At 66.8% G+C, this 26,759-nt stretch carries 24 protein-coding genes and 2 tRNA genes; 8 read left to right on the forward strand and 18 right to left on the reverse strand.

Going from position 1 to position 26,759, the window contains the following annotated elements:
• Positions 1-63: 63 nt before the first annotated feature.
• Positions 64-561, forward strand: a complete 498-nt coding sequence (locus ACWDPV_RS16460) for a PPOX class F420-dependent oxidoreductase (protein WP_449743861.1) — start codon at positions 64-66, stop codon at positions 559-561.
• A gap of 143 nt (positions 562-704) precedes the next feature.
• Here ACWDPV_RS16460 and ACWDPV_RS16465 read toward each other — a convergent pair whose 3' ends face one another.
• From ACWDPV_RS16465 to ACWDPV_RS16490, 6 genes are all read right to left on the reverse strand, one after another.
• Positions 705-839 carry a hypothetical protein gene (locus ACWDPV_RS16465; RefSeq protein WP_449743862.1) on the reverse strand — a complete coding sequence of 45 codons (135 nt, stop codon included), beginning with the start codon at positions 837-839 and terminating at the stop codon, positions 705-707.
• 321 nt (positions 840-1,160) lie between these two features.
• Positions 1,161-1,233, reverse strand: a tRNA-Glu gene (locus tag ACWDPV_RS16470).
• Between the two features lie 18 nt (positions 1,234-1,251).
• Positions 1,252-1,323 (reverse strand) — tRNA-Gln (locus tag ACWDPV_RS16475).
• Positions 1,324-1,407: 84 nt separating this feature from the next.
• Positions 1,408-2,901, reverse strand: a complete 1,494-nt coding sequence (gene gltX / locus ACWDPV_RS16480) for a glutamate--tRNA ligase (protein WP_449743863.1) — start codon at positions 2,899-2,901, stop codon at positions 1,408-1,410.
• 34 nt (positions 2,902-2,935) lie between these two features.
• A complete protein-coding gene (locus ACWDPV_RS16485) occupies positions 2,936-3,760 on the reverse strand; it encodes an alpha/beta fold hydrolase (RefSeq protein ID WP_449743864.1) in 825 nt (274 codons plus the stop codon).
• A complete protein-coding gene (locus ACWDPV_RS16490; RefSeq protein ID WP_449743865.1) occupies positions 3,757-4,530 on the reverse strand; it encodes a fumarylacetoacetate hydrolase family protein in 774 nt (257 codons plus the stop codon). Before ACWDPV_RS16490 ends, ACWDPV_RS16485 begins: the two co-directional genes overlap by 4 nt.
• A 128-nt stretch (positions 4,531-4,658) precedes the next feature.
• Here ACWDPV_RS16490 and ACWDPV_RS16495 point away from each other — a divergent pair, with 128 nt between their 5' ends.
• Positions 4,659-5,885 (forward strand): MFS transporter, encoded by a 1,227-nt coding sequence (locus ACWDPV_RS16495; RefSeq protein ID WP_449743866.1) that lies wholly within the window; start codon positions 4,659-4,661, stop codon positions 5,883-5,885.
• 10 nt (positions 5,886-5,895) lie between these two features.
• Here ACWDPV_RS16495 and ACWDPV_RS16500 read toward each other — a convergent pair whose 3' ends face one another.
• The 4 genes from ACWDPV_RS16500 to serA all read right to left on the reverse strand — a co-directional run bounded on the left by ACWDPV_RS16500 (position 5,896) and on the right by serA (position 9,971).
• Positions 5,896-6,897, reverse strand: coding sequence for a DUF1648 domain-containing protein (locus ACWDPV_RS16500; RefSeq protein WP_449743867.1), 1,002 nt, complete (start codon positions 6,895-6,897; stop codon positions 5,896-5,898).
• On the reverse strand, positions 6,894-7,244 hold the full coding sequence (locus ACWDPV_RS16505; RefSeq protein WP_348807903.1) for a GntR family transcriptional regulator: 351 nt from the start codon (positions 7,242-7,244) through the stop codon (positions 6,894-6,896). Before ACWDPV_RS16505 ends, ACWDPV_RS16500 begins: the two co-directional genes overlap by 4 nt.
• 124 nt (positions 7,245-7,368) lie before the next feature.
• Complete coding sequence (locus ACWDPV_RS16510; protein WP_348806687.1) at positions 7,369-8,379, reverse strand: 3-isopropylmalate dehydrogenase; 1,011 nt, start codon at positions 8,377-8,379, stop codon at positions 7,369-7,371.
• Entirely contained in the window at positions 8,376-9,971 is a 1,596-nt protein-coding gene (gene serA, locus ACWDPV_RS16515) for a phosphoglycerate dehydrogenase (RefSeq protein ID WP_348806686.1), read from the reverse strand. The genes ACWDPV_RS16510 and serA overlap by 4 nt, the downstream gene beginning before the upstream one ends.
• 328 nt (positions 9,972-10,299) lie before the next feature.
• On the opposite strand from serA, the gene ACWDPV_RS16520 reads away from it, so the two are divergent.
• On the forward strand, positions 10,300-10,962 hold the full coding sequence (locus tag ACWDPV_RS16520) for a trypsin-like serine protease (RefSeq protein ID WP_348806685.1): 663 nt from the start codon (positions 10,300-10,302) through the stop codon (positions 10,960-10,962).
• A 79-nt stretch (positions 10,963-11,041) separates the two neighbouring features.
• Here ACWDPV_RS16520 and ACWDPV_RS16525 read toward each other — a convergent pair whose 3' ends face one another.
• From ACWDPV_RS16525 to ACWDPV_RS16555, 7 genes are all read right to left on the reverse strand, one after another.
• Positions 11,042-11,461 carry a hypothetical protein gene (locus tag ACWDPV_RS16525; RefSeq protein ID WP_449743868.1) on the reverse strand — a complete coding sequence of 140 codons (420 nt, stop codon included), beginning with the start codon at positions 11,459-11,461 and terminating at the stop codon, positions 11,042-11,044.
• Positions 11,451-12,296, reverse strand: a complete 846-nt coding sequence (locus ACWDPV_RS16530) for a PH domain-containing protein (RefSeq protein WP_449743869.1) — start codon at positions 12,294-12,296, stop codon at positions 11,451-11,453. The genes ACWDPV_RS16525 and ACWDPV_RS16530 overlap by 11 nt, the downstream gene beginning before the upstream one ends.
• 10 nt (positions 12,297-12,306) lie before the next feature.
• Complete coding sequence (locus ACWDPV_RS16535) at positions 12,307-13,593, reverse strand: hypothetical protein (protein WP_449743870.1); 1,287 nt, start codon at positions 13,591-13,593, stop codon at positions 12,307-12,309.
• The gene (locus ACWDPV_RS16540; protein WP_449743871.1) at positions 13,590-13,886 is read right to left on the reverse strand and encodes a type VII secretion target; all 297 of its coding nucleotides are present in this window, start codon (positions 13,884-13,886) and stop codon (positions 13,590-13,592) included. Before ACWDPV_RS16540 ends, ACWDPV_RS16535 begins: the two co-directional genes overlap by 4 nt.
• A gap of 187 nt (positions 13,887-14,073) precedes the next feature.
• Complete coding sequence (gene ilvC, locus ACWDPV_RS16545; protein ID WP_449743872.1) at positions 14,074-15,087, reverse strand: ketol-acid reductoisomerase; 1,014 nt, start codon at positions 15,085-15,087, stop codon at positions 14,074-14,076.
• Between the two features lie 78 nt (positions 15,088-15,165).
• Entirely contained in the window at positions 15,166-15,666 is a 501-nt protein-coding gene (gene ilvN, locus ACWDPV_RS16550; protein WP_348806679.1) for an acetolactate synthase small subunit, read from the reverse strand.
• Positions 15,663-17,594, reverse strand: coding sequence for an acetolactate synthase large subunit (locus tag ACWDPV_RS16555; RefSeq protein ID WP_449743873.1), 1,932 nt, complete (start codon positions 17,592-17,594; stop codon positions 15,663-15,665). The genes ilvN and ACWDPV_RS16555 overlap by 4 nt, the downstream gene beginning before the upstream one ends.
• Positions 17,595-17,889: 295 nt before the next feature.
• Here ACWDPV_RS16555 and ACWDPV_RS16560 point away from each other — a divergent pair, with 295 nt between their 5' ends.
• The 3 genes from ACWDPV_RS16560 to ilvD all read left to right on the forward strand — a co-directional run bounded on the left by ACWDPV_RS16560 (position 17,890) and on the right by ilvD (position 21,932).
• Positions 17,890-18,384 (forward strand): PH domain-containing protein, encoded by a 495-nt coding sequence (locus ACWDPV_RS16560; RefSeq protein ID WP_449743874.1) that lies wholly within the window; start codon positions 17,890-17,892, stop codon positions 18,382-18,384.
• A 107-nt stretch (positions 18,385-18,491) separates the two neighbouring features.
• Entirely contained in the window at positions 18,492-19,835 is a 1,344-nt protein-coding gene (gene mgtE, locus ACWDPV_RS16565; protein ID WP_449743875.1) for a magnesium transporter, read from the forward strand.
• 252 nt (positions 19,836-20,087) lie between these two features.
• On the forward strand, positions 20,088-21,932 hold the full coding sequence (gene ilvD, locus ACWDPV_RS16570; RefSeq protein WP_449743876.1) for a dihydroxy-acid dehydratase: 1,845 nt from the start codon (positions 20,088-20,090) through the stop codon (positions 21,930-21,932).
• A gap of 131 nt (positions 21,933-22,063) precedes the next feature.
• Here ilvD and ACWDPV_RS16575 read toward each other — a convergent pair whose 3' ends face one another.
• Positions 22,064-23,428, reverse strand: coding sequence for a DoxX family membrane protein (locus ACWDPV_RS16575; protein ID WP_449743877.1), 1,365 nt, complete (start codon positions 23,426-23,428; stop codon positions 22,064-22,066).
• An 88-nt stretch (positions 23,429-23,516) separates the two neighbouring features.
• Between ACWDPV_RS16575 and ACWDPV_RS16580 the strand changes: the two genes are divergently transcribed.
• Both ACWDPV_RS16580 and ACWDPV_RS16585 read left to right on the forward strand, forming a co-directional pair.
• A complete protein-coding gene (locus ACWDPV_RS16580) occupies positions 23,517-24,704 on the forward strand; it encodes a PQQ-dependent sugar dehydrogenase (protein WP_449743878.1) in 1,188 nt (395 codons plus the stop codon).
• Positions 24,705-24,845: 141 nt separating this feature from the next.
• On the forward strand, positions 24,846-26,534 hold the full coding sequence (locus tag ACWDPV_RS16585) for a serine/threonine protein kinase (RefSeq protein ID WP_449743879.1): 1,689 nt from the start codon (positions 24,846-24,848) through the stop codon (positions 26,532-26,534).
• Positions 26,535-26,759: the final 225 nt, after the last annotated feature.

The following is a 26,759-nucleotide window of genomic DNA, read 5'->3' on the forward strand; positions in this document are numbered from 1 at the left end:
GTTCGGGCCAGAAACGTGATCTGGGTTACCACACCCGGATTCAACCCACTAGCGTCATCGGGCATGGGAACCAATCAGAGACAGCAGATCGTCATGTCCGAGGACGAGATCACCGACTTCATCGCCCGCAGTCGCACCGCGACCTTGGCCACCACCGGCCCGCAGGGCCAGATCCATCTGGTCGCCATGTGGTACGGCGTCGTCGACGGTGAGATCTGGTTCGAGACCAAGGCCAAGTCGCAGAAGGCGGTCAACCTGCGCCGCACTCCCGCGTGCTCGGTGATGATCGAGGACGGCGACACTTACGACACGTTGCGCGGCATCGCGATCGAGGGCACCGCGGAGATCCTCGACGGTCCGGACTCCTGCCTGAAGGTCGGGATCTCGGTGTGGGAGCGCTACACCGCGCCCTACACCGAGGAGTCCAAACCGTTCGTGGAGCAGATGATGAACAAGCGGGTGGCGGTGCGCTTCATCCCGAACCGGACCCGGTCCTGGGATCACCGCAAGTTGGGTATCCCGGCCATGCCTGCGTCGGGGTCGACCGCGGAATACCTCTGACCCCGTCGAGTGTGCGTCCGAACCCGTCGAGTGTGCGTCCGAACCCGTCGAGTGTGCGTCCGAACCCGTCGAGTGTGCGTCCGAACCCGTTCACCGTGCGTCCGAACCCGTTCACCGTGCGTTGCTCGCACAGCACACCGCGCTCACTCCTCCAGGAAACCGGGACCGCAAAAGGGGATGATCTCTTCGACGCGCCGCCAGAGCAATGACTCGGCGAAGGTCACCTCGTCGGCGGTGACCCGAATCCAGGTGATCTGGCCGTCCTCGTGCAGGAGCACCGGATCGAGTCCATGCAGCCAGGTCTTCTCGGCGGCGACGATTCGCTGCAGATCGATGAGAATCTCTTCGCGCGGGGGCGTCGTAGAACTTCTTCTCCGACCGACTTACCAGGGGCCGGCCCGGCCGACCGTCACGGTCGTGGCCGAAGTGATACTTCTCACGCCACTTGAGCACGAACCATTCGGGCAACTCGAGGGGGCAGGTCTTCGGACATCAGCAGTGACCGGTACCCCACAGGTCCCCACTGATCGGCGCGCCGCATGCGCGATCGCGTAAGAAAAAGACCCCCTCCCCGGTGTTCCGGGAAGGGGGCCTTCTTGTAGCCCCGACGGGATTCGAACCCGCGCTACCGCCTTGAGAGGGCGGCGTCCTAGGCCGCTAGACGACGGGGCCATGGACCTTGTGTGGTCGCTGGGGTACCAGGACTCGAACCTAGAATGGCTGAACCAGAATCAGCTGTGTTGCCAATTACACCATACCCCAAGGTTTTCTCTCTTCCTCTCGGAAAAGAACCTGCGATAGATTAGCAGAGGTCTACCGTGCAACCACAAATCGGCTGGTCAGAGGCTATTTTGCGGCCAGTTCGCGAGCCGCTCGCAGTCTGGCCAGGCTGACGTCGCGGCCCAGCAACTCCATCGACTCGAACAGCGGCGGACTCACCGCGGAGCCCGTCACCGCCACCCGCACCGGCCCGAACGCTTTGCGTGGCTTGAGCCCCAGATCGTCGATCAGCGCGGCGTTGAGGGCATCGTGCAGCGCCGTCGTCTGCCACGAGTCCAACGACTCCGTCGCCGCGATGGTGGCGTCGAGTACCTCGACGGCGTCGGCACCGAGATTCTTGGCCGCGGCCTTCTCGTCGATGGTGAAGTCCGCCTCGTCGACGTAGAGGAACGAGATCAGTCCCCACGCATCGCCGAGGACCTGGATGCGGGTCTGCACCAGCTCCGCGGCGACGGCGAACGCCGCGTCATCGACGCGGGCCGGCAGGTGCCCGTGCTCGGTCAGGTAGCTCTTGAGGCGTGCGGTGAAGTCGCCGAGTTCGAGCATCCGGATGTGTTCGGCGTTGATCGCGTCGGCCTTCTTCTGGTCGAAGCGGGCCGGGTTGGAGTTGACGTCGCCGACCTCGAACGCGCCGATCATCTGCTCAAGGGTGAAGACGTCGGTCTCGTGCGAGTATCCCCAGCCGAGCAGCGCCAGGTAGTTGAGCAGGCCCTCGGGCAGGAAGCCGCGATCGCGATGGTGGAACAGGCTGGATTGCGGATCCCGCTTGGAGAGCTTCTTGTTGCCCTCCCCCATCACGAACGGCAGGTGCCCGAACTCGGGAACACGCTCGGCGACACCGATACCCATCAACGCCTCGTAGAGCGCGATCTGACGCGGCGTGGAACTGAGCAGATCCTCACCGCGCAGGACGTGGGTGATCTTCATCATCGCATCGTCGACGGGATTGACCAGGGTATAGAGCGGATCCCCGTTGGCGCGGGTGAGCGCGAAGTCGGGCACCGTGCCGGCCTTGATGGTGGTGGTGCCGCGCACCAGATCGTCCCACGCGATGTCGCGATCCGGCATGCGAAGTCGCACAACGGGATTACGGCCCTCGACGCGGTAGGCGGCGCGCTGCTCGTCGGTCAGTTCCCGATCGAAGTTGTCGTAGCCGAGCTTGGGGTCACGGCCGGCGGCACGGTGGCGGGCCTCGACCTCCTCGGGGCTGGAGTACGCCTCGTAGGCCGCACCGGATTCCAGGAGGCGACGCACCACGTCGAGGTGGATGTCGCGTCGCTGCGATTGGCGGTACGGACCGTAGGGGCCGCCGACCTCGGGGCCCTCGTCCCAGTCCAGACCGAGCCACCGCAGCGACTCCAGAATGGCGTCGTAAGACTCCTGGGAGTCACGTGCGGCGTCGGTGTCCTCGATACGAAAGACGAAGGTGCCCTTGTGGTGACGCGCCGCGGCGAAGTTGAACAACGCGGTGCGCACCATGCCGACGTGGGGCGTACCCGTGGGCGACGGGCAGAAACGAACCCGGAAGGCGTCGGTGCTGACTGGATCGGTACTGGCCATGGCGCTCAGCGTATCGAATGCGCCGATGCCGAGGTCAGTCCCGGTGGCGGTCGCAGAAGTCGACGATGAGCTTGTTCACCTCGGTGGGTTGCTCGAGATAGCCGAAGTGGCCGGCCCGGGCGACCTCGGCGTACTCGGCGCCGGGGATCGCCTCAGCGACCTCGCGGGCCAGTTTCGCCGGCAGGGTGCGGTCGTCGGCGAAACCGACCACCAGCGCAGGCCGGGAGATCTGGCGGTAGGCGGCCAGCCGGTTGAGCTCGCCGTGGTGCAACTCGAGCTGCGCCCGCACCCCCGGCGTCACCGTCTGCGGGGAGAACCCGATGATGTCGAGCCAGTCGCGTGCGGCGCGGTCGTCGTCGAGGGTGTGCGGTGAGAGGTTGAGGTGCGCGGTGATCGCGGCCGCGTAGTCCGGCGGCAGGGTGATGCCCCGGTCGTAGAGCGCGCGCTCCCCCGCCGAAATCGCTTCCTGCAGTGGAGTATTGCGCCCGTAGGTGGCGAGCATGACCGCACCGCGGACGAGGTCGGGGCGAGCCAGGGCCAGTTCCTGGGCGATCCGGGCACCCAGTGACGTCCCGACGACGAACGCCGGTCCGCCGAGATGCTCGATCAGTGCCGCGGTGTCGGCGACCATGTCGTCGAGGGTGAAGCCGTCGGCGCACTCCGACGACGGCGCGATACCCCGGTTGTCGAAGAGCGCCACGCGATAGCCGGCCTTGCGCAGCGCCGGTTCCTGATTGGCCTTCCACACCCGGCCCGGACTTCCGGTGCCCATCACCATCACGACCAGTGGACCGGTTCCCGCGACCTCGTAGGCGATGTCGATCCCGTTGACGCGCACGGTCTGCGCGGGCGCGGTCACGGCTTGTCCACCACCGGATTGGTCAGGGTGCCCAGGCCTTCGACGCTGACCGACACCCGTTGTCCGGCCACCATCGGGCCGACCCCGTCGGGTGTGCCGGTCAGGATGACGTCGCCGGGCAGCAGCGTCATCACCCGGGAGATCCACTCGATGATCGCCCCCACGTCGTGCAACATCAGTGAGGTGCGGCTGCGCTGACGGACCTCACCGTCGAGTTCGGTGGTGATCTGGGCGTCGGCGGGATCGAAGTCGGTGTCGATCCACGGGCCGAGCGGGCAGAAGGTGTCATAACCCTTGGCCCGGGTCCACTGACCGTCGATCGACTGCTGATCACGCGCGGTGACATCGTTGGCGATCGTGTATCCCAGGATCGCACTCTTGGCGTCGGCGGCCTTGACGTCCTTGCAGGGCCGTCCGATCACGACGGCCAACTCCCCCTCGAAGTCGACCCGCTCCGACGACGGCGGCCGCACGATCGGCACCTCGGGACCGACGATGGAGGTGTTCGGCTTGAGGAAGATCACCGGCGATGCGGGTGCCTGCCCACCCATCTCCGCCACATGTGCCGCGTAATTCTTGCCGATGCAGATGACCTTGGTGGCCAGGATGGGCGCGAGCAGTCGGACGTCGGCCAGCGGCCACGAACGTCCGGTGAACGTCGGTGTGCCGAACGGATGCTCGGCGATCTCCTTGGCGACGATCCCCTCCGGGGAATCGTCGAGCGAGACAAACGCGACACCGTCCGGACTGGCGATTCGACCTAGGCGCATAGATGCGAGGGTATCGCACCGCAGATGTCCACACTTCGAGACGTCGGTTGGTCCCGCGACACGATCCGGTTCTAGAATGTGGAAACTGATTCTCAATATTTGAGATTCGCCGATCCTGCGGAGGTGTGATGCGCACTGTCGAGAACGTCGGCACCACCCGGAGGTGGGTGATGCTCGTCTGCTCGCTGGTCGCCGCGATGACGACCACCTGCGTGGTCAGTGGCGTCGCCTATCTCATTCCCGCACTGCATGCGTCGGGTATGACCGTCTCGCAGGCATCGGTCCTCGCGGCGATTCCGACCGTCGGTCTGATGCTGGCGATCCTCGGCTGGGGTGCGCTGCTGGACCGCCACGGCGAGCGGCTGATCCTGACGGTGTCCCTGTCGATCACCCTTCTCGCCGCGGTGGCCACCGCGATCGCCGCCGCCACCTCGGCACCGTTCTCGGTACTGGCGGCCTGCCTGTTCCTGGGCGGACTCGGGTCGGGCGCGGCCAACGGGGCATCCGGGCGGATCGTGGTCGGGTGGTTCCCACCGCAGCAACGCGGCACGGCGATGGGCGTGCGGCAGATGGCCCAGCCGTTGGGCATCGCCGTATGTGCGCTGACCATGCCGGTACTCGCCGAACGGCACGGAATCGCTGCGGCCCTGGTGGTTCCGGTCGCCGTCACGCTCATCGGGCTGCTCGCATGCCTGCTGGGAATCGCCGATCCACCACCGCTCCGCCGAGCCGACGGCACCGCACCGGAATCCACCCGAAACCCCTACCGGCAGGGCTGGTTCCTGGCCCGGGTGCACGCGGTCAGTGTGCTGCTGGTGATCCCGCAGTCGATGCTCTGGACGTTCGTGCCGACCTGGCTGATCGTGGCGCGGCACTGGTCGCCGGCCACGGCGGGCATCCTGGTCACCATCACCCAGACCATCGGGGCATTCGGCCGGATCGCGGCCGGCCGCTGGTCGGATGCGTGGTTGTCGAGAATGCGTCCGATCCGGGTGATCGCGGTGGCGGCCGGGTTGTCGATGGGCGTGTTGGCATTCACCGATTGGCGCGACAGTTCGATGTCGGTGGTGCTCATGGTGATCGCGTCGATCGCGTCGGTGGCCGACAACGGCCTGGCGTTCACCGCGATCGCCGAGTTCGCCGGCCCGCGCTGGAGTGGACGCGGTCTGGCCGTGCAAAACACGGCCCAGTACCTCGCGACCGCGGTCACGACGCCGATCTTCGGGGCTGTCATCACCGCCGTCGGATTTCCCCTCGCGTTCGCCGCGGGGGCGATCGCCCCGGCCATCGCCGCACCGTTGGTCCCCGATGACCCGGCGCCCCGGCCGGAGTCGGTGAGGCAGGGCAGCCAATGAAACAGCGCCTCTACGTCTTCTCCTGCGCCACAGTCGCATTGATGAGCCCCGCGGCCACCGCGGCGTCGTCGACGACGAGGTCACGCCGCCCGTCGGATCGGGTGACCAGCAACGCGTCTCCGGACCGGATCACGAATCCCTGTGCGCCGGCGAGGGGTCCGCGTATGGCGATCCGCTGACCGTAGCCGCCGAAGTCACGCAGCGCGTGCACCCTCACCACCTCGGCGCGGACGATGTCGGTCATCGGGACGCGGATTCGCGGCCATCCGATCATGCTCTGCACGGCGAGGTGGTTGCGGTCGACGGTCACCCGGACCGACCAGAATGCCGCCATCAGCGTGGCGAGTACCGCCGCCAGAATGAGCAACCACCACAGCCCGGTCACGGCCGCGACGATGATCACCGTCCCGAGTGACGCGATCACGACGATCGTCGGGATCGTCGACATCGCCACCCGGCGCTGCCACAGAAAGCGTTCTGCCGCACCGAGTTGCGCGGTGGGCACCACACCGACGGGATCACGTCGGGGCGACGGCCACGACGGTACCGCGATCGCTGACAGTGCCGCGACGCTCAGCCCACACACCGCCGCGACGACGATCGCGAGGGCCGGTGGCGACACCCGGTGGATGTCGGTGACGCCGCGCTGCGCCTCGATCGCACCGAGCAGCAGCACGGTCACGAAGACGGACAAACCGTTGGCCAGGGCCAGGATCCATCGCAGTGCGCGCGAGTCGGCCACTCGGCCGGTGGCCGCACCGACCACCGCGAGGCCGCCGACGACGGCTCCGACGACGATTACCGCGGCGAGGGTGACGCATACGCCGAACAGGCTGCTGGTGCCGTCGACTCCACTTGAACCCCAATGGGAGGCAACGGGATCGGGCAGGTCGGGCCACCACGATGTCAGGGCGAGGGCACCGGTGAGGGCCATCGTCACCGCCGGAACGGTCACGATCGCCACCACAATGCACAGCGACCGTGACGTCGGGGCCGGTCGAACGTCGTTCATGTCATCCTCCTCGTGATCTCCGCAGCCAGTTCGGGTGCGCTCACGCCGAACCGCCGCGCCACCTCCACCAGACGGTCGAGCGCATCACCCATCTCGGCGCGAACCGGTGCGTGCGCGGAGACCACCGCGCCGCGGCCCCGTCGCAACTCGACCAGTCCGTCGTCGCGCAGAATCTGGTAGCCGCGCAACACCGTGTGCATGTTGACGTCCAGGGACGCGGCCAACTCGCGTGCCGCCGGCAGTCGCTCTCCGGGATGCACCTCTCCGTCCGCGATCGACCGGCGGACCGATGACGCGATCTGGGCGAAGATCGGCGTCCGATCGGTCGGATCGATGCGAATCAACACACCCTGATCCTATAGTTCTAGTGCAACTAGAACAAGTGGAGCCGACCGAACACCGATGGCCGGTCCCCTGTTCGGGACCGGCCATCGGTGTCTGATGAACGAAAGCTACGCCGAAGCGGTTGCGCTACAGCCGCTCTCGGATGCGCTTGCCGATCTCGGACGTCGACAGCTGCGCGCCGTCGCGCTCGAGGAGATCGTCCGCGACCGCCTTCTCGACGCGGCGCGCGTCATCGGACCGGCCGACGTGGTCGAGGAGCAACGCCACCGACAGGATCGCCGCCGTGGGATCGGCCTTGCCCTGCCCGGCGATGTCGGGCGCGCTGCCGTGCACCGGCTCGAACATCGACGGGTTGGTGCGGGTGGCGTCGATGTTGCCCGACGCCGCCAGGCCGATACCGCCGGACACCGCGGCCGCGATGTCGGTGATGATGTCGCCGAACAGGTTGTCGGTGACGATGACGTCGAACCGCCCCGGATCGGTCACCAGGTAGATGGTGGCCGCGTCCACATGGCAGTAATCGGTGGTGACGTCGGGGAACTCCTTGCCCACCTCGGCGACCGTGCGACTCCACAGCGATCCCGCGAACGTCAGCACGTTCGTCTTGTGGACCAGGGTGAGGTGCTTACGGCGGCGGGTGGCCCGTTCGAAGGCGTCGCGCACCACACGCTCCACCCCGAATCGGGTGTTGACGCTGACCTCGGTGGCCACCTCGTGCGGGGTGTCGACCCGGATCGCACCGCCGTTGCCGGTGTAGGGACCCTCGGTGCCCTCCCGGACCACGATGAAGTCGATGTCGGGATCACCGGCCAGCGGTGAGGTCACCCCCGGCAGACGCCGCGACGGACGCAGATTGACGTGATGATCGAGCGCGAACCGCATCTTCAGAAGCAGACCGCGTTCGAGGATGCCCGAGGGCACCGACGGATCACCGATCGCGCCCAGCAGGATCGCGTCGTGCTCACGCAGCGAATCGAGGTCGGCGTCGGTCAGCAGTTCACCGTTGCGGTGGTAACGACGCGCACCGAGGTCGTAGTCGGTGGTGTCGACGTCGGGAACCACCGCGCGCAGCACCTCGAGTGCCTCGCCGATGACCTCGGGTCCGATGCCGTCGCCGGCTATTACTGCGAGTTTCATGACAGATCCACCTGTTCGATGAGGGTTGCGCCGACCGCCGCCGAGATCGCGTCGACCAGCGAGTCGTCGAGTTTGCGGCTGATGCGCAGCACCATGGTGGCGCCGCCGCCCTCGGCATCCTGCGACAGGCCGGCGGCCAGGATGTCGACCCCGGCATCACCGAGCAGGGTGCCGATCTTGCCGAGCGAACCCGGCTGATCGGCGTAGCTGACCAGCAGGTTCAGGCCTTCGGCACGCAGATCGAAATTGCGCCCGTTGATGTTGACGATCTTCTCCACCTGATGCGGTTCGGTGAGTGAACCGGCCACGTTGTGCACCGAACCGTCGGCGAAGACCGCCTTGACGTCGACCACGCTGCGATGGTTGGGGCTCTCGGTGGCGACGGTGACCTCGCTGGTCACACCGCGATCCTCGGCCACCTTGGGGGCGTTGACAAAGGTCACCGGCTCCTCGAGGGCCGCCTCGAACAGACCGCGCAGGGCCGACAGACCGAGCACGTCGACCTTGCTCGACGCCAACTCACCGCGGACATCGACGACGATCGAGCTCGGCAGTTCGGAGCTGATCGCGCCGACGAGCACACCGAGCTTGCGGGCCATCTCCAGCCACGGGGCGACCTCTTCGTCGACGGCACCGCCGACGATGTTGACCGCGTCGGGCACGAAGTGTCCGGCCAGGGCCAGCCGCACGCTCTTGGCGACGTCGGTGCCGGCGCGGTCCTGTGCCTCACTGGTCGAGGCTCCCAGGTGCGGAGTCACGACGACCTGCGGGAGCTCGAACAGCGGGGAGTCGGTGCACGGCTCGGTGGCATAGACGTCCAGGCCGGCGGCGCGCACCTGTCCCGAGGTGATCGCGTCGGCCAGGGCCTGCTCGTCGACGAGGCCACCGCGGGCGGCGTTGACGATGACGACCCCCTTCTTGGTGCGGGCGAGCTGCTCGGCCCCGATGAGTCCCAGGGTCTCCGGCGTCTTGGGCAGGTGCACGGTGACGAAGTCGGCGCGCTCGAGGAGTTCGTCGAGGGAGACCAGTTCGATGCCGAGTTGGGCGGCACGCGCCGGCGACACGTACGGGTCGTAGGCGATCACGTGGGTCTCGAAGGCCCCCAGCCGGGCGGCGACGAGCTGCCCGATGCGGCCGAGTCCGACGACGCCGACGGTCTTGTCGAAGATCTCCACACCGTTGAACGAGGAGCGCTTCCAGGTGTGCTCGCGCAGCGTCGCATCGGCGGCCGGGATCTGTCGCGCCGCCGACATCAGCAGGGCGATCGCATGCTCGGCCGCGGTGTGGATGTTGGAGGTGGGCGCGTTGACCACCATCACGCCACGTTCGGTGGCGGCGGGCACGTCGACGTTGTCGAGTCCGACGCCGGCACGTGCGATGATCTTCAGCTTCTTACCGGCGTCGAGCACCTCGGCGTCGACGGTGGTGGCGGATCGAACCAGGATCGCGTCGGCGTCGACGACGGCCTCGAGAAGTTTGGGACGGTCCGGACCGTCCACCCAGCGCACCTCTACGCCGTCGCCGAGGGCTTCCACGGTGGATGGGGCCAATTTGTCGGCGATGAGGACGACCGGCAGGCCTGCTGAGGTCACGTTTGTTCTCCAGAATCGGTTGCGAGATCGGGTGCGATGTCGTAGGGACATCCGCCCCACAGCTTAGAGGCCGCCGCATCGACGTCGGACAACCGGGCGGCCAACTCGGTCTCGACGCTCAGGTTCGACGTGTACATTGTGAGCGGCATTACGGAAGCATTCCAATGCGGTAGCGGAATCCTTGCGTGAGATCGATGCCTCTCCAGCGCCGGTACGGTGGCTGTTCGGGGGGTGACGTCGCCCAGTCGATCACGTGTGTCGATCGCTATGAATTGGTCCACCACCCGCGCCGGTCGCCGTGGATCAAGAACAAGAGTGGAGTGTGTGGATGAAGAAGAAGCTGACAGTACTGTTGGCTGTTCTGGCGGCAACGGTACTGGCCGGCTGGGGGGCTCCGGGCACGGCCACGGCTGCGCAACCGAAGATCTACCTCGGTGGCGGCTCGGGAATCCTGGTCCTCGAGGGCGGCAACTCGGCGGCCGCGTGCACACTGACCACCATTGGCCACGCCAAGACCGGTGAGTTGATCGGCATCACCGCCGGACACTGCGGCCAGCCCAATCAGCAGGTGCTCTCCGAGAGCTTCTCCGATCGCGGCGTGGCAGGGGTCATCACGCATTCCGATCCCAAGGAAGACATCGCGATCATCAAGTTCAACAGCAACGTCGTTCCGTTGCGCACGGTACAGGGTGTCACCATCAGCGGCATCGACACGCGACCGATCGGCTTCCCGACCATCGCCTGCAAACAGGGACGCACCACCGGCAACACCTGCGGCGTGGCGTGGTTCTCCGACGGCGACGTCCACCTCACCCAGATGTGCGTCATCGAAGGCGACTCCGGCAGCCCGGTGGTCGTCGGCAATCGCCTCGTCGGCATGGTCAACGCGTACTACCTGCTCGGCTGCGTCGGACCGGAGAAGGGCACCAACGCCGCCGCGATTCTCAACTACGTGAAGTCCACCAACTACAAGGGCTTCACACCGATCTGATCGGGACGGATCACCGTCGACGACGAGACCCGGGACGCGCGCGTGCGTCCCGGGTCTCGTCGTCTCATCCCCGGCGCCGTCACAGACGGGAACTGCGCCCGCTGTTGATCTCCCAGTTGTTGATCTCCCAGTTGTTGATCTCATCGTCGAGCTGGGCGCGTACCCACGCACCGATCCGGTTCAGATCCGCCGGCGCCAGTCCCCCGCTGCGCCACGACCATCCGCCGGTGTCGATCCACTCGTCGATCGCGACCGCGAGGCGACGCCGGTACTCCGCCTCGCACACCCGCTCGTCGGCGCGGAACAGCGCGTAGTCGTCGGACCGCCATTGGGCGGGCATCGGGAAGACGGTGTCGGTGATCGTCTGGTCGCCCAGTGCGCCGACGACATCGCCGATCTTCGCCCGGTTCCGTGGATCGGCTCCGAGATCACGAAGCACCGCAAGATATTCCGCGGGAATCGGGCAGTCGGCTCCCCGGTCGGCCGGATCATCGGACATGGCGACCGGCGTCCTCGACGACCGAGCCCGTGCGCAGACGCCGCGTCGCGCGGGTGTCGCCGAGTTCGTCGCGCAGCTCGGGATGGCGGGCATAGAAGTCGATGAGCCAGAATGCCCCGGACGCCCCCAGATGCAGCGGGTCCAGCCGGATCTCGCGGGCGCGGATCGCCGTCGCGTCCTTGTCCGCGGTGGTGGTCATCCGGGCGCCCTCGCGTCGGCTTGCCGACGTCGGTACCGCCCGCACCGCGACCACCTCGCCCCAGGGGAGGAATCGACGCCGGCCCGCGAGGGCACCGACGTCGACACCGTCCGGGGACACGGTGACCGCCGATGTGCCACGACGAATCACCAGCAGCCCCTCGGCGGCGCCGACCACACCGACGGCGAGAAAGGTGTAGGCGGTCGGATGCCGCGGCGAGTCCTGCATCCATGACATGTCGAGGTCACCGCGCCACACCGCCACGAACGCGAGGACACCCGCCGCACCCATGCCCAACGCCGACGCGATGTCGCAGCACAGCGCCGCCGGGTCGACCCCGAGACACAGCGCATACCGGTGGGTCCGAACGCCCGCCACGGCAATTCGTCCGCTGCGCTGCCGCCGCCCGGTGCGACGCCACGACCACGCCCACAACGCCACCCCGGCACTGCCGGATGCCGCGGCAGCCGCAGTCAGTGGATGGCCGCCGGCCAGGGTGTGCACGGCCGCCCAGCCGAGCAGCACGGCTGCACCGGCCAGCAGGTATCCGAACAGGCTCAGGCGCCACGAGCGGCCCAACCACGCCGACGGGACCGGGTATACGCCAGCCGATTCGGCCGAGATCTGTTTGTTCACACCGGAATCCTCACTTGCACACCAGCTGTCCGATCACGTTGCCCAGGGTCGACGCACCGAGACTGGTGCCGGTGCCGACCAGAAATGCCTTGCCCGCCGTCATCTCCGGCATCGTGGCCAGCGCCACCAAGTCGACGCCGAGCGATACCCCGCCCGCGACCCCCGCCTTGCAGACCTCGTACTGGTTCTCGGCGGTGGCAACGCTCAGCGCGGTGGACAGGATCGTCAGGCCCGGACCGGCCACCTTGGCGCCGGCCTGCAGCTGCTGGGCCTGCACCGCCGACAGATACGGCAGCCCTCGGGTCACCTGGGATTCCGTTGCCGCCATCCCACCGGCGGCCAACGCCACGGTGATGTCCTGGGAACCGGGAATCGGCGCCTGGAATCCGTCGATGTCGGCGACCGCGGTGCCGTCGGCGCGTTCGGTGACGATCACCGGGGACCGTCCCTCACGCATCAATTCGATCCGCGTCGTACCGTCGGCATTGGGTGTGCGGATGGCAGTTCGGCGGCCGGAGGGATCGAAGAACTCGGTGCGTTCACCACCGGGTCCCGAGATGTAGACCTGCGAACTCCCGTCGAGCATCGAGACGGTGGTTTCGGTGATGCCGTCGTGGGTGGTGGTCGACGATTCGACCACGCTGCCCAGCAGGTGCTCGGTCAGGCGACGGGTTTGATGGGTGCGTCCCAGTTCGGGATTCTCCCCGCGTGTGGTGTCGGCGTAGGGATCCTTGGTGAAGTCCTGGGGTGCGCGTGGGTCCAGATGGAGTTCGGGAAGCTCGATCCCGAGGTCATTGCGGGTCACTTGGTGGCGGATGAAGTTGCCCAGGTCGTAGTCGGCGTAGCCCAGCGCGGTCAGCTTCGGATCGATCTGATCCTGAAAACCGGCGGCGGCCAGGGCGAGTGCCTTGATCACCTGCGGCGCATAGCGTTTCACCCGCGGCAGCACCACCCAGTCGTCGGCGACGAACAGATCACCCGACTCGATCACACCCAGCAGGTGCCGGATGCCGGTGGCGGCCTCCACCAGCTGCGGCCCGAAGCGCCCGATCCCGACGGCCGATCCGGTGGCGATCGCGACGATCTGGTTCACCCTTTCGCGACCGACCTCGACGGCACCTTCGGCGGCGACCTGCGCCGGACCGGTCCACAACCCGTCGTGGGCGAGTCCGAGCACCCCGTACCAGGAATCGGCGACGGTGTCGGCGAATCCCTCGGCGTCGGCCCGCAGCGTCTGTCCCGCCGCGAGGAGCGCCTCGGGCCGCCATCCATCGAAGACCGTGCGGCTCGGGATCATTCGGATGCGCCTGCAAGAGAACGGAATCGAGCGGCGAGGGCGTCATCGGCCACCTCGTAGGCGCCCGCTGCGGTGTACACCGCGTCCGCGACGCCCTGGAAGTACCGCGCCACCGCCCGCAACGGTCCACCGATCGCCTCGGCGGCGGTGGCGGCGGAATACTGCGTCGACGATCCGGGGAGGCAGGCGGCCACGGCCGCCAGATCGGCGGGCATCGGCGCCGTCGGGATCCGGCCCGCCAGGCCGGTCACCGATACCGAAAACTGTCGCAGCGCTTCGGGATTGACGTCCACCCCACACCCCCTCGTGATTGTCGCCTGATCAGACACGATAGGTCATCAGGGCCGAATCGGCGGTCAACCATCCACAGGCCGCTGCAGCCCACTCACGAGTCCTCCCCACCGACGACCGGGAGACGAACCCAACAACGACCGTGGCCCCGACTCCGAAAGGAGCCGGGGCCACGAAAAAACTACGAGATCAGGCGGTCTCGGTGATAGGGCGATCCACCCAGCTCATCAGGTCGCGCAGCTTCTTGCCGGTGACCTCGATGGGGTGCTCGGCATTCTTCTTGCGCAGCGCCTCGAGTTCCTTGTTCCCGCCCTCGACGTTGGCGACGAGTCGCTTGACGAAGGTGCCGTCCTGGATGTCCTTGAGGATGCCGCGCATGCGCTCCTTGGTGTCGGCGTCGATGACGCGCGGCCCCGACAGGTAGCCACCGAACTCCGCGGTGTCGCTCACCGAGTAGTTCATCCGGGCGATGCCACCCTCGTACATGAGGTCGACGATCAGCTTGAGCTCGTGCAGCACCTCGAAGTAGGCCATCTCCGGGGCGTAACCGGCCTCGACCATGACCTCGAAGCCGGTCTTGACCAGTTCCTCGGTGCCACCGCAGAGCACGGCCTGCTCGCCGAAGAGGTCGGTCTCGGTCTCTTCCTTGAAGGTCGTCTTGATGATGCCGGCGCGGCCACCACCGATGGCCGACGCGTAGCTCAGGGCCAGGGCTTGGCCTTCACCCTTGGGATCCTGGTCGACGGCGATCAGGCAGGGCACGCCCTTGCCGTCGACGAACTGACGACGCACCAGGTGACCGGGGCCCTTCGGGGCGACCATTCCGACGGTCACGTTGGCCGGAGCCTTGATGAGACCGAAGTGGATGTTGAGGCCGTGTCCGAAGAAGATGGCGTCGCCGTCCTTCAGGTTCGGCTCGATGTCTTCGGTGAAGATCTTCGCCTGGCTGGTGTCGGGCGCCAGGATCATGATGACGTCGGCCCAGGCTGCCGCCTCGGCGTTGCTCATCACCTTCAGGCCCTGCTCGGCGGCCTTCTCCCGCGACTTGCTGCCCTCGCGCAGACCGATCGCCACGTCGACGCCCGAGTCACGCAGACTCAGCGAGTGCGCATGTCCCTGGCTGCCGTAGCCGATGACCGCGACCTTGCGGCCCTGGATGATCGACAGATCCGCATCGTCGTCGTAGAACAATTCGATCGCCACAGTTGGATTCCCTTCGATATGTGGTGTGCCCCAGGCGAATCAGTTCTGCACGCGAGGGGCGCGTTGGTGGTGCGTACGTCAGCGGTTGGCCGACATGCTCTTGGGTCCGCGTCCCAGGGTGACCGCCCCCGACTGGGCGATCTCACGGATGCCGTACGGATCGAGCATCCGCAGCAGCGCCTCGAGTTTCTCCGAGGTGCCGGTGGCCTCGACGGTCAGCGACTCCGGCGAGACGTCGATGACCTTGGCGCGGAACAGGTTCACGACCTCGATGACCTCGGTGCGCACCGTGGAGTCGGCGCGGACCTTGACCATCATCAGCTCTCGGGACACCGAGTTGGACGGATCCTGCTCGACGATCTTGATGACGTTGATCAGCTTGTTGAGCTGCTTGGTCACCTGTTCGAGCGGGAAGTCCTCGACCGAGACCATGATGGTCATCCGCGAGATGCCCTTGAGCTCGGTCGGTCCGACGGCGAGGGATTCGATGTTGAATCCGCGCCGGGAGAACAAACCGGACACGCGGGCGAGGACGCCCGGACGGTCCTCGACGAGGACGCTGAGGGTATGGGTACTCATTTCTTCTCACCCTCCTGGCCGAGATTGGTGTTCTGGTTGACGACCTCGTGGATGTCGGCCGGATCCGACGCCGACGCGTCGTCGTCGAACAGCGGCCGGATGTCACGCGCGGCCATGATCTGGTCGTTGCCGGTGCCCGCGGCGACCATCGGCCACACCTGGGCGTCGGCGCCGACGATGAAGTCGATGACGACCGGGCGGTCGTTGATCGCGCGTGCCTGGGCGATGACCTCGTCCACCTCTGATTCGTTCTCGACGCGGAAGGCCGCGCAGCCCAACGCTTCTGCGAGCTTCACGAAGTCCGGGATGCGCATCGAATGCGTCGCGAGGTCGGTGTTGGAGTACCGCTCCTCGTAGAACAGCGTCTGCCACTGACGCACCATGCCCAGGTTGCCGTTGTTGATCAGCGCGACCTTGATCGGGATGCCCTCGATGGCGCAGGTCGCCAACTCCTGATTGGTCATCTGGAAGCAGCCGTCACCGTCGATGGCCCACACCTCTTTCTCGGGTGCGGCCATCTTGGCGCCCATCGCGGCCGGAACCGCGTAGCCCATCGTGCCGAGTCCGCCCGAGTTGAGCCAGGTGCGCGGCTTCTCGTAGGAGACGAACTGTGCCGCCCACATCTGGTGCTGGCCGACGCCGGCGCAGTAGACCGCATCCGGTCCGGCGAACTTGCCGACCTGGGAGATGACGAACTCCGGCGACATCGAGCCGTCGGCGGGCCGGTCGTAGCTCAGCGGGTAGGTGCGACGGATGCCGTCCAGATACCGCCACCACGCGGTCAGGTCGGGGGTCTCGTCGGTGGTCGCCCGCTCGGCGCGCAGCGTCTCGATCAGGTCGACGATGACGGCCTTGCAGTCGCCCACGATCGGCACGTCGGCGTGCCGATTCTTGCCGATCTCGGCGGGATCGATGTCGGCGTGGATGACCTTGGCGTCCGGCGCAAACGAGTCGAGCTGGCCGGTGACGCGGTCGTCGAAGCGGGCACCGAGGGTGATCAGCAGGTCGCTGCGCTGCAGTGCGGCCACCGCGGCGACGGTGCCGTGCATACCCGGCATGCCGAGGTGCTGCTGATGCGAATCGGGGAACGCGCCCCGCGCCATCAGCGTCGTGACCACCGGGATACCGGTCAGTTCGGCCAGTTCGAGCAGTTCGGCCGACGCGTTGGCCTTGATGACGCCGCCACCGACGTAGAGGACGGGATTCTTGGCGGCGTTGATCAGGCGGGCGGCCTCACGGACCTGCTTGCCGTGGGGCTTGGTCACCGGACGGTAGCCCGGCAGATCGATCTGCGGCGGCCACGAGAAGGTGGTCTGGGCCTGCAGGATGTCCTTCGGGATGTCGACGAGAACCGCTCCGGGACGGCCACTTTCGGCGATGTGGAATGCCTCGGCGATGACCTGCGGGATGTCGGCGGCGTTGCTCACCAAGAAGTTGTGCTTGGTGACCGGCATGGTGATGCCGGAGATGTCGGCCTCCTGGAATGCGTCGGTGCCGATGAGTGCGCGACCGACCTGCCCGGTGATCGCGACAACCGGGACCGAATCCATCTGCGCGTCGGCCAGGGGCGTGACGAGGTTGGTGGCACCGGGACCCGACGTCGCCATCATGACGCCGGCGCGGCCGGTGACCTGCGCGTAGCCGGTGGCCGCGTGACCGGCGCCCTGCTCGTGGCGCACCAGGACGTGCCGGACCTTCTTGGAGTCGAGCAGCGGATCGTAGACGGGGAGCACCGCACCGCCGGGGATACCGAATACGACCTCGACACCGAGCTCCTCGAGCGATCGAACCACCGACTTCGCGCCACTGACGCGTTCGGGGGCGACGGTGTTCTGCCGCACCGCGCGGAGGCTGCCGCCCGCCGGGGAATCCTGGCGTGGGGCGGACGCTTTTCCGCTGGTGTCCGTACGTGCTGTTGGTGCGCTCACTGCACGGTCCTTCATCTTGGTGATCATTGGGTGGGTGGATCCTGGCAACAAAAAACCCCCGACAGCGAGGCTGTTCGAGGGTGGCGCGTCGATGCTGGGGTCTCGTGAGTGACCGGTCAGGCGACGACGCGCCGGCCGATTACTACGAGAAGTTCGTCATGCATCACGTCACTCACGGTAGGACTGCAGATACTGAAGAGTCAAACCACGGTCGTCGTCATCCCACGATCTGGGAATGCACTGGTCTGCGGCACCTCACGCAGGGGCGGTCCCGCGAGAGTGCCAGAATGGTGGCGTGTCTGCTTCAGCCCCGGAACCGCAATCGTCCTCCTCGGGTTCTGCGTCCCGTCGCTCGGCATCGGCGGCCGGCGATGCCGAACCCGCCTCCGACGAGCTGGCGTTGCCGCAGGTGTTCCGGCTGAGCAAACTCGCCTACTTCGCCGTTCCGGCGGCGTTGCTGGTCGCCCTGATCCTGGCCGGCACGAGCCTGGCGTGGCTCGGCTGGACATTCGTTCTGCCGGTGCTGCTCGCGGTGTGGATCGGGCGGATCAGAACGGTGGTGACCGAGGACGGTCTGCATGTGGTGGGCACGTTTGGCGCCCGGGACGTGACGTGGGCCGAGATCGACGGACTCCGATTCACCCGATGGGGGCCGGTGCGCGCAGTGCTCGTCGACGAGACGTCGGTGCGGTTGCCCGCGATCACCTTCCAGGACCTGCCACGCCTGTCGGCCGCCAGCCGGGGCCGCATCCCGGACCCGTTCGCGGCGGCGGCAATCGCCGATTCGTGACATGCCGGCGACCACATTGCGCCGCCCGTCGACCGTGGGTTTACCGGCACCTTAACGATCGGTTTCACCGCATGCAGATTCCGGCCACCGCTGGTTAACGTTCTCGGGTGGTCACACACGCGGTCCGCCCGCACCAGGTCAAAGAGCTCATCGCCAGGGGCGAGCTCGCCGAACTCACGGATCTGATCGCCACGATGCCGCCCGGCGAGATCGCGGCGGTGGGCAACCGGCTTCCGCGTCGACAGGCGAGCATCGCGTTCCGGCTCCTCCCGAAGGACGTCGCGCTCCAGGTCTTCGAGGACCTCAGCCCCAAGGTGCAGTATCGGCTGATCGAACAGCTGGGTACCAGCGAGGTGGGCGAGTTCTTCGGGAGTCTCGATCCCGACGATCGCGCGGAACTCCTCGACGAGCTGCCCGCACCCGTCGCACACGACCTCGTCGCATCCCTGGAACGCAGCGAGCGTGAGGCGACCGGGCTGGTTCTCGGGTTTCCGGCGGGCTCGGTGGGACGTCGGATGAGTCCGGAGATCGTGCACGCCTACACCGACGATTCGGCCGCGGCAGCGCTGGACCGGGTGACCGAGGTCGGCCACCAGGTGGAGACCATCTACATGGTCCCCGTCGTCGATCGCGACCACGTCCTGGCCGGGGTGGTGAGCCTGCGCAATCTGCTGCTCGCCGATCCCGACACCCTGTTGTCGAGCCTGATGCGCACCCCGATCTCGGCCGCTGCGAGCGACGATGCCGAGCAGACGGCGTTGCTCTGCGTGGAGCGCGGCATCCTTGCGATCCCCGTCCTCGACAGCGAGCGCCACGTCATCGGCGTGTTCACCCTCGATGATGCGGTCGAGGTGATGAACCAGGCCCGCGACGAGGACCAGGCGCGTGCCGGTGCCAGCGAACCCCTCGACGAGCCGTATCTGGTGGCGTCGGTGCTCTCGATCACCCGCTCGCGCATCGTCTGGTTGTTCGTGCTGGCCGTGTCGGCCATCCTGACGGTCAACGTGCTCGAGATCTTCGAGGCCACACTCGACGAGATGGTGGCGTTGGCCCTGTTCATCCCTCTGCTCACGGGGATCGGCGGCAACACCGGTTCGCAGGCCGCGGTCACCGTCACCCGCGCGCTGGCCGTCGACGAGGTGTCCCCGCGGGAGGTGGCGCTCGTGGTCGGCAAGGAACTGCGCGTGGGCCTCACGCTGGGTGTGCTGCTCGGCCTCGTCGGATTCGGCGTCGCGTCACTCGCCTACGACATGGACATCGGCACGGTGATCGGTCTGACCATCCTGTGCATCTGCACGATGGCGGCCACCGTCGGTGGGGTGATGCCGCTGATCGCGCAGTCCATCGGAGTCGACCCGGCGGTGTTCTCGACACCGTTCATCTCGACGTTCTGCGACGCGACGGGGTTGATCATCTACTTCTCCATCGCCAAGGTGGTTCTCGGAATCTGAGACGGCAGTGCCGTCACGAGTGGACTGCCGGTTTTGTTTGCCCACGTCAGGCAGGAGTACCGTGGACGCTCGGTGAGATCGTCGACGCACAACGCCGACGATCGTGGTCAGCGCCGGTCGGATGGTGACACGCCCAACCCCGTCCCGATCGGTTCCGCCCGCGAATATCCGCGGCGGTACACGCGTTGACCCGCATCAGTCCACGCGCACGTCCCACGTACGCGCGAAGAACCACCCGATCGAGGAAAAGCCATGCCAGCCTTGAGGTCACGCACCACCACCGTCGGACGTGAAGCCGCCGGAGCCCGTTCCCTGTGGCGTGCCACCGGAATGACCGACGACGATTTCGGCAAGCCGATCGTGGCGATCGCGAACTCCTACACGCAGTTCGTGCCCGGGCATGTGCACCTCAAGGACGTCGGTGAGATCGTGGCGGAGGCGGTGCGTGCGGCCGGTGGCGTGCCCCGCGAATTCCACACGATCGCCGTCGACGACGGCATCGCGATGGGTCACGGCGGGATGCTCTACTCGTTGCCGAGCCGCGAGATCATCGCCGACTCCGTCGAATACATGGTCAATGCGCACACCGCGGATGCGTTGGTGTGTATCTCCAACTGCGACAAGATCACCCCGGGCATGCTCAATGCCGCGATGCGCCTGAACATCCCCACCGTGTTCGTGTCCGGCGGACCGATGGAGGCCGGCAAGGCGGTCGTCGTCGAGGGTGTCGCGCAGGCGCCGACCGACCTGATCACCACCATCTCCGCATCGGCCAACTCCGGTGTCGACGACGACGGCCTCACCGAGGTCGAGCGCTCCGCGTGCCCGACGTGTGGATCGTGCTCGGGCATGTTCACCGCCAATTCGATGAACTGCCTGACCGAGGCCCTCGGACTTGCGTTGCCCGGCAACGGTTCGACGCTGGCCACCCACGAGGCCCGCCGCGCCCTGTTCTCACGTGCCGGTCAGGTGGTCGTGGAGGCCGCCACCCGCTGGTACCGCGACGACGACGCGTCGGTCCTGCCGCGCAGCATCGCCTCGGCCACGGCGTTTCGCAACGCGATGGCCCTCGACGTCGCGATGGGCGGATCCACCAACACCGTGCTGCACATTCTGGCCGCCGCGCAGGAGGGCGAGGTCGCCGACTTCGACCTGTCGGTGATCGATCAGATCAGCCGCAACGTTCCCTGCCTGTCGAAGGTCTCGCCGAACTCCGACTACCACATGGAGGACGTGCACCGAGCCGGCGGAATCCCGGCCATCCTCGGCGAGTTGCGCCGCGCCGGCCTGATCGACGACACCACATCGACCGTCCATTCGCCGACCCTCGCGAAGGCCCTCGACGACTGGGACATCCGCAGCGGCACCGCCACCGACGAGGCGTTCGAGCTGTTCCACGCCGCACCCGGAGGCGTGCGCACCACCACCCCGTTCTCCACGGCCAACCGCTGGAGTTCCCTGGACACCGACGCCGAGGGTGGCTGCATCCGCGACTTCGATCACGCCTACACCGTCGAGGGCGGACTGTGCGTCCTCAAGGGCAACCTTGCTGACGACGGTGCCGTGCTCAAGACCGCCGGCATCAGCGAGGACCTGTGGCACTTCGAGGGCCCGGCCCGCGTGGTGGAAAGCCAGGAGGAGGCCGTCCAGGTCATCCTGAGCAAGACCATCCAGGCCGGCGAGGTCCTCGTGGTCCGTTACGAGGGCCCGTCCGGCGGTCCGGGCATGCAGGAGATGCTGCATCCGACCGCCTTCATGAAAGGCACCGGCATGGGCAAGAAGTGCGGACTGATCACCGACGGCCGGTTCTCCGGCGGTTCGTCGGGTCTGTCGGTCGGCCACATCTCGCCCGAGGCCGCCGCAGGCGGCGTCATCGGCCTCATCGAGGACGGCGACCCGATCCTGATCGACGTGAAGACCCGACGCCTCGAGGTCCTCGTCGACGACGAGGTGCTCGCCGAACGTCGCGCCAAGATGGAGGCCTCGGAGCGTCCGTGGCAGCCCAAGGATCGTCAGCGTCCGGTCACCACCGCGCTGCGTGCCTACGCGAAACTGGCGACCTCGGCCGACAAGGGAGCCGTCCGCAAGGTCGACTGAGTCGGCTCCCCCGTCGACCGCGTAGCCCGCACCACGCCGGGCCCGAGTGGGTACTTGCCTGCCGGCCGAGTAGCCCGCGACGAAGGAGCGGGCGTATCGAGGTCACCTTCGCATGCCGAGGCCGGAACCACTCAGCCCGAATTGCCGGGCGACTCAAGCGGATTGGCGCCGTTCAGGAAAATCCACACGACGACAGCCGCAGCGATCGCCAGCGCGAGCCACACCACCGACCCGATGAACGGCCGTCGCGCCCACTTACGTGGTCGGTCCAGGGAATACAGCCCGGGCCCGGTGAGGATCAACGCAGCGGCCGCGACGGCCAGCAGGATCTCGTACTCGACGCCACCGGCAGAGGCGAAGTAGGAGAACCCGCCGGCAAGGGTGACCCGGAACGTCGTGGCCAACAGCATCACGGACAGGATCGCGCAGGCACCGATCGGCGTGAACAGTCCGAGGATGATGAGTGCGCCACCGACGACCTCGGTCACGCCGCCGGCAATCGCCAGGATGTGCACCGCGTCGGGATGGAACCCGAGCGCGGGATCGGCGTCGTTGGCGAGGAAGTCCTGATACCCCGAGATCCCGGGTCCACCCCACCACCCGAACAGATGCTGCAGGCCGTGCGCCACCGCTGCGACGCCGAGACCGAGCCGCAGAACCAGCAGGCCCAGATCGAGGGTGCCGCGCGGTTCCCGAACCGCGGCCACCGTCACGGGTTCGCGGTCGCCGTCGTGGTCCGGCTGATCGGACTGCTCGTGCGGTTCGTCACTGTCGTAGGCGGCGAGGGCCGCCGGGGCCGGCATGGCCGCGGTTCGGCTATCCCCGTCGTCGGAGGTGTCGAAGTCCTCATCGGTCAGTACCCGGGTGGGCGCAGGACCGTCGGACTGGGCGTCCTCGCGCCGCGTCTTCGCAAGCTCCGGGAAGGTTTCCTCGACCGACGGGATCGGTGTGGGAGGCTGCCGTGTGGTTGCCCCGGCGTCGATCTTCTCGGTCTCCTGCGCGGCGGTCTTCGCGGTCGTGGTGTTTTCCGTCGCGGCGGCCGCCGCAGGCACGCCTTGTGCCGACGACGCGCCGGCCCCCTCTTCCGCTGACGGCGCCCGATCCTCCGCTGACGGCGCCTGCGGCCGTCCGGTCGGGGTCGCCGACTTCGGCGCAGTGCCGATCTTGGCGGTGGGCGCGGTATCTGCCGCCGAGGGGCCATCGCCGGTGCGCGACGTGGGCGGGTCGACCGGGGTCACCGGCGGCATGGGCACCGGGTTGCGCCGTTTGGCCGAAGGCGGGACCTGCAGCGGCCTGGTCTCGACTTCGTCGGGCCCGATGTCGTCGAGGGATTCCACCCTTGAGACCTGGCCGGGGCGACGGCGGTGACGTTCGTAGAAGGCGTCGCGGTCGGCTTCACTGATCTCGGGTACCCGGAACGAGCCCGTCGGTTCGTCGTACGGGCTCGGCGGCTGAAAGTTATCGTCGCCGGCGTCGGACTGTCCACGCTCGCTCACATGGCCGATGCTAGAGGTTTCGACGGTGGAGGCGGTCGACCGCCGCGCGGTCGGAGGGCAACGATTGGTGATCGCTACTGTGGTGGGCATGCGACAGGGGCGGCATATTCACCGACGAGGCCGGGATTCACGGTCCCGGCGGAGCATCGCCGCTGTCCGTAATCGTGTTGCGGTCCTCTTGGGAATCTTTGGACTCGTCGTCGCGCTGGCCGGCTGTGATTTCTCCCAGCAGGACCGCGATCAGGCAGCCGGACAATTCAGTGAGAACGATGAGAACTTCAATCTCCCATCGACTCCGCCGCAGTCGACTCCGCAGGAGGGGACCAGTCCGTCGCCTCCGCCGCCGGGGCCGTGCGTTGACCCGGACCCGGCGGTCATCGCCACCTGCCTCGCCTCCACCGGCGGCCTGCGTGCCGGCGACGACCAGGGTGAGGTGACGATCGTCGCCGAACGCACCACCGGCAAGATCATCACCACCAAGCGCTACGGACCGCCGCGGACCGTCGCGACCTTTCCGGTCGACGGTTCCGGCGACGGTGGTCTCATCGACTTCGCATTCTCCCCCACCTACGACCAGGATCAGCTGATCTATGCGTTGATCACCACCCCCAGCGACAACCGGGTGGTGCGGTTGGCGCCGGGCGACGTCCCCAAACCGATCCTGACAGGAATCCCGAAGGGCGCCACCGGAAACATGGGCGCCATGCTGTTCGCCTCACCCACCGAACTGGTGGTGGCGACCGGAAACGCGGGTAACCCGGCGGCGGCCAACGACCCGGCCTCCTTGGCCGGAAAGCTGCTCTCGATCACCGATCTGTCCTCCGGCGGCAATGCTCGCCCGAAGGTTCTCACCTCCGGGCTCGGCTCCAATGTGTCGCTGTGCCCCAACAGTTCCGGCACGTTGTACATCGCCGACCAGGGCCAGACCGAGGACCGCCTGCAGTCGGTCGACGAGTCGGGCACCGCGACCGTGCTGTGGACCTGGCCGGACAAGCCACAGATCGCCGGATGCGCGGCCACCACCGGTCAGGTCTTCGTCAGTGAGACACGGGGGCAGCGGATTGAGGCGATCACCGCCCCGACACGTGACAACCCCACCGTCAATCCGCCGACCGTCGTGTTGGACAAGCGGTATGGGGCTCTCGGCAGAATGACCGCGCTGGAGAACGGCGTCATCCAGTTCGCGACGGTCAACCGCGCCTACGGCCAGCCGGTCAGCACCGATGATCGTGTCGTAAGGTTCATCGCTCCGCCGGCGGGTGAGAGTCGGACGTAGTCCAGAGCCGCGTCACAGCTCGATGGTCGGCAGACAGCTTCGTCACACGCCTGATGTCAGCCATCCGTCCGGACTACATTCGCGGCCCGACCACCGGTTTGCCGGTAATGTGCCGATGCACAATCAATGCGGAGGTGATGGGTGGCGCTCCAACCGGGCGACGAGTTCGCGGGATACCGGATCATCTCTCTCCTCGGTCGCGGCGGCATGGGTCAGGTGTACCTCGTCGAGAATCCGCACCTGCGCCGCCGCGAGGCGTTGAAGGTCATCTCCGCGGCGGGCGCTCATGACTCCGACTTCCAACGCCGTTTCACCCAGGAGGCCCAAACCGCGGCCGCCCTGAGCCATCCCGCGATCGTCACCATCTATCACTACGGCGTCGAGGACGAGACCCCGTGGTTCACCATGGAGCATCTCGACGGCGCCAACCCCACCCACCAATCACTGACCACAGAAGAGGTCGTCGAGGTCGCCGGACACGTCGCCGCAGCCCTCGACTACGCCCACCGCCGCCACGTCGTCCACCGAGACATCAAGCCCGCCAACATCGTTGTGCTCCGCGACGACGATGGCGCCATCGAACGCGCCGTCGTCCTCGACTTCGGTATCGCCAAACTCCTCGACGCCACGGGTTTGACCGCGAGCAGCGCGTTCATCGGAACGCTCGCCTACACTGCGCCGGAGATCATCGACGGCCATCCGGCATCGCCGGCGTCGGATCAGTATGCGCTCGGCTGCACCATCTACGAACTATTCTGCGGCACAATGCCTTTCACCGATTCAACGCCTTCGGCGTTGATGATGGCGCATATCTCACGGGCAGTGAGGCCACTCTCGGAACAAGAACCACGACTGGCAGAGTTCGATGACCCGCTGGCTCGAGCACTCTCCAAGAATCCCCATCAACGTTTCGCCAACTGTCGACAGTTCGTCACGACACTGTCCCATGGTTGTGCAGAGCAAGCCGCACAGGCCTCCGTCAATCTGCCGATATATGCCGGAACTCCCATCGACAACACAAGCATTCGTGGTTCGGATACGACTCCCACCGCTTCCACATCCACGCCTACCCACATTTCGTCGCCGATGCGTCGCCCCCCGGCGGAAGTCACTCCCACAGCAAAACCGACCCCTCCGCGCAGCCTGGATCCACAGGCTCCAACGGCTATCCCACCGGTGTCAGCACCACCGACCACCCAGAAGCCGAAGACGAGAGGAAGTCGGAAAGGGTGGTTCGTCAGTGCAGCAGTTCTCGCGGCGACTATCTCCATGGCAGCCGTCGCAGCGACCATACTAGGAGACCGCACGGATGCCTCACCCGAGGCCGCGAGTAGTGAGGTCGTTGTCCAGCCGCCCGCGGCGGGCACTGCCGGCGCTGAATCAACCACCGACAGAACCACTTCGATGGAGTCTGTCGAGGGCGATGGGAACTGCCCAAGTCAATCGCTCGCGGTCGTGCTGTACACCGACAAGTCGACTTACACGACAAACAGCCAACCAATCTTCACTCTCGTCGCGACGAACGCCGGGCTAGCCGCCTGTAGGCAGGATGTCGGCAAGGCGGCACAGAACGTCTCCGTGAAAACGCTCGACGGTTCCCGAACACTGTGGAGTGCACAGGATTGCTCGCCGGTCCGCAGTCATAACATCCAAAGGCTGCAACCACAACAGCAATTCAAAGACACCATCACCTGGTCTGGGTTCACGAGCAGCCCGGGTTGCACGCGGCCACGGACCACAGTGGGACCAGGGTCGTATCAGGCAATCGGCAAAGTCGGCGAAAACGAATCCGAGCCAATCACATTCAACATTGTGGCCCGGCGCCGGTAACGTAGCCAACACCCCCAACAGCTGGCACTGAATCGCCCCGGCGAGTCCGGAGACTTTCTAGTGTGAGACTCCCGCGGGTGCTGGGGTCTGGTGATGAGCGTAGTGCGCTTGCTCTGCTTCGACCGGGGTGTGAATCGCCCCGGGTTTGTCGGAGGCTCTCGAATCTGTGAAGGATGGAGAGTATGGCAGCACCACGGAAGTACAGCGTTGAGCTGAAGGAGCGGG

Source organism: Gordonia sp. NPDC003504 (assembly GCF_053587995.1).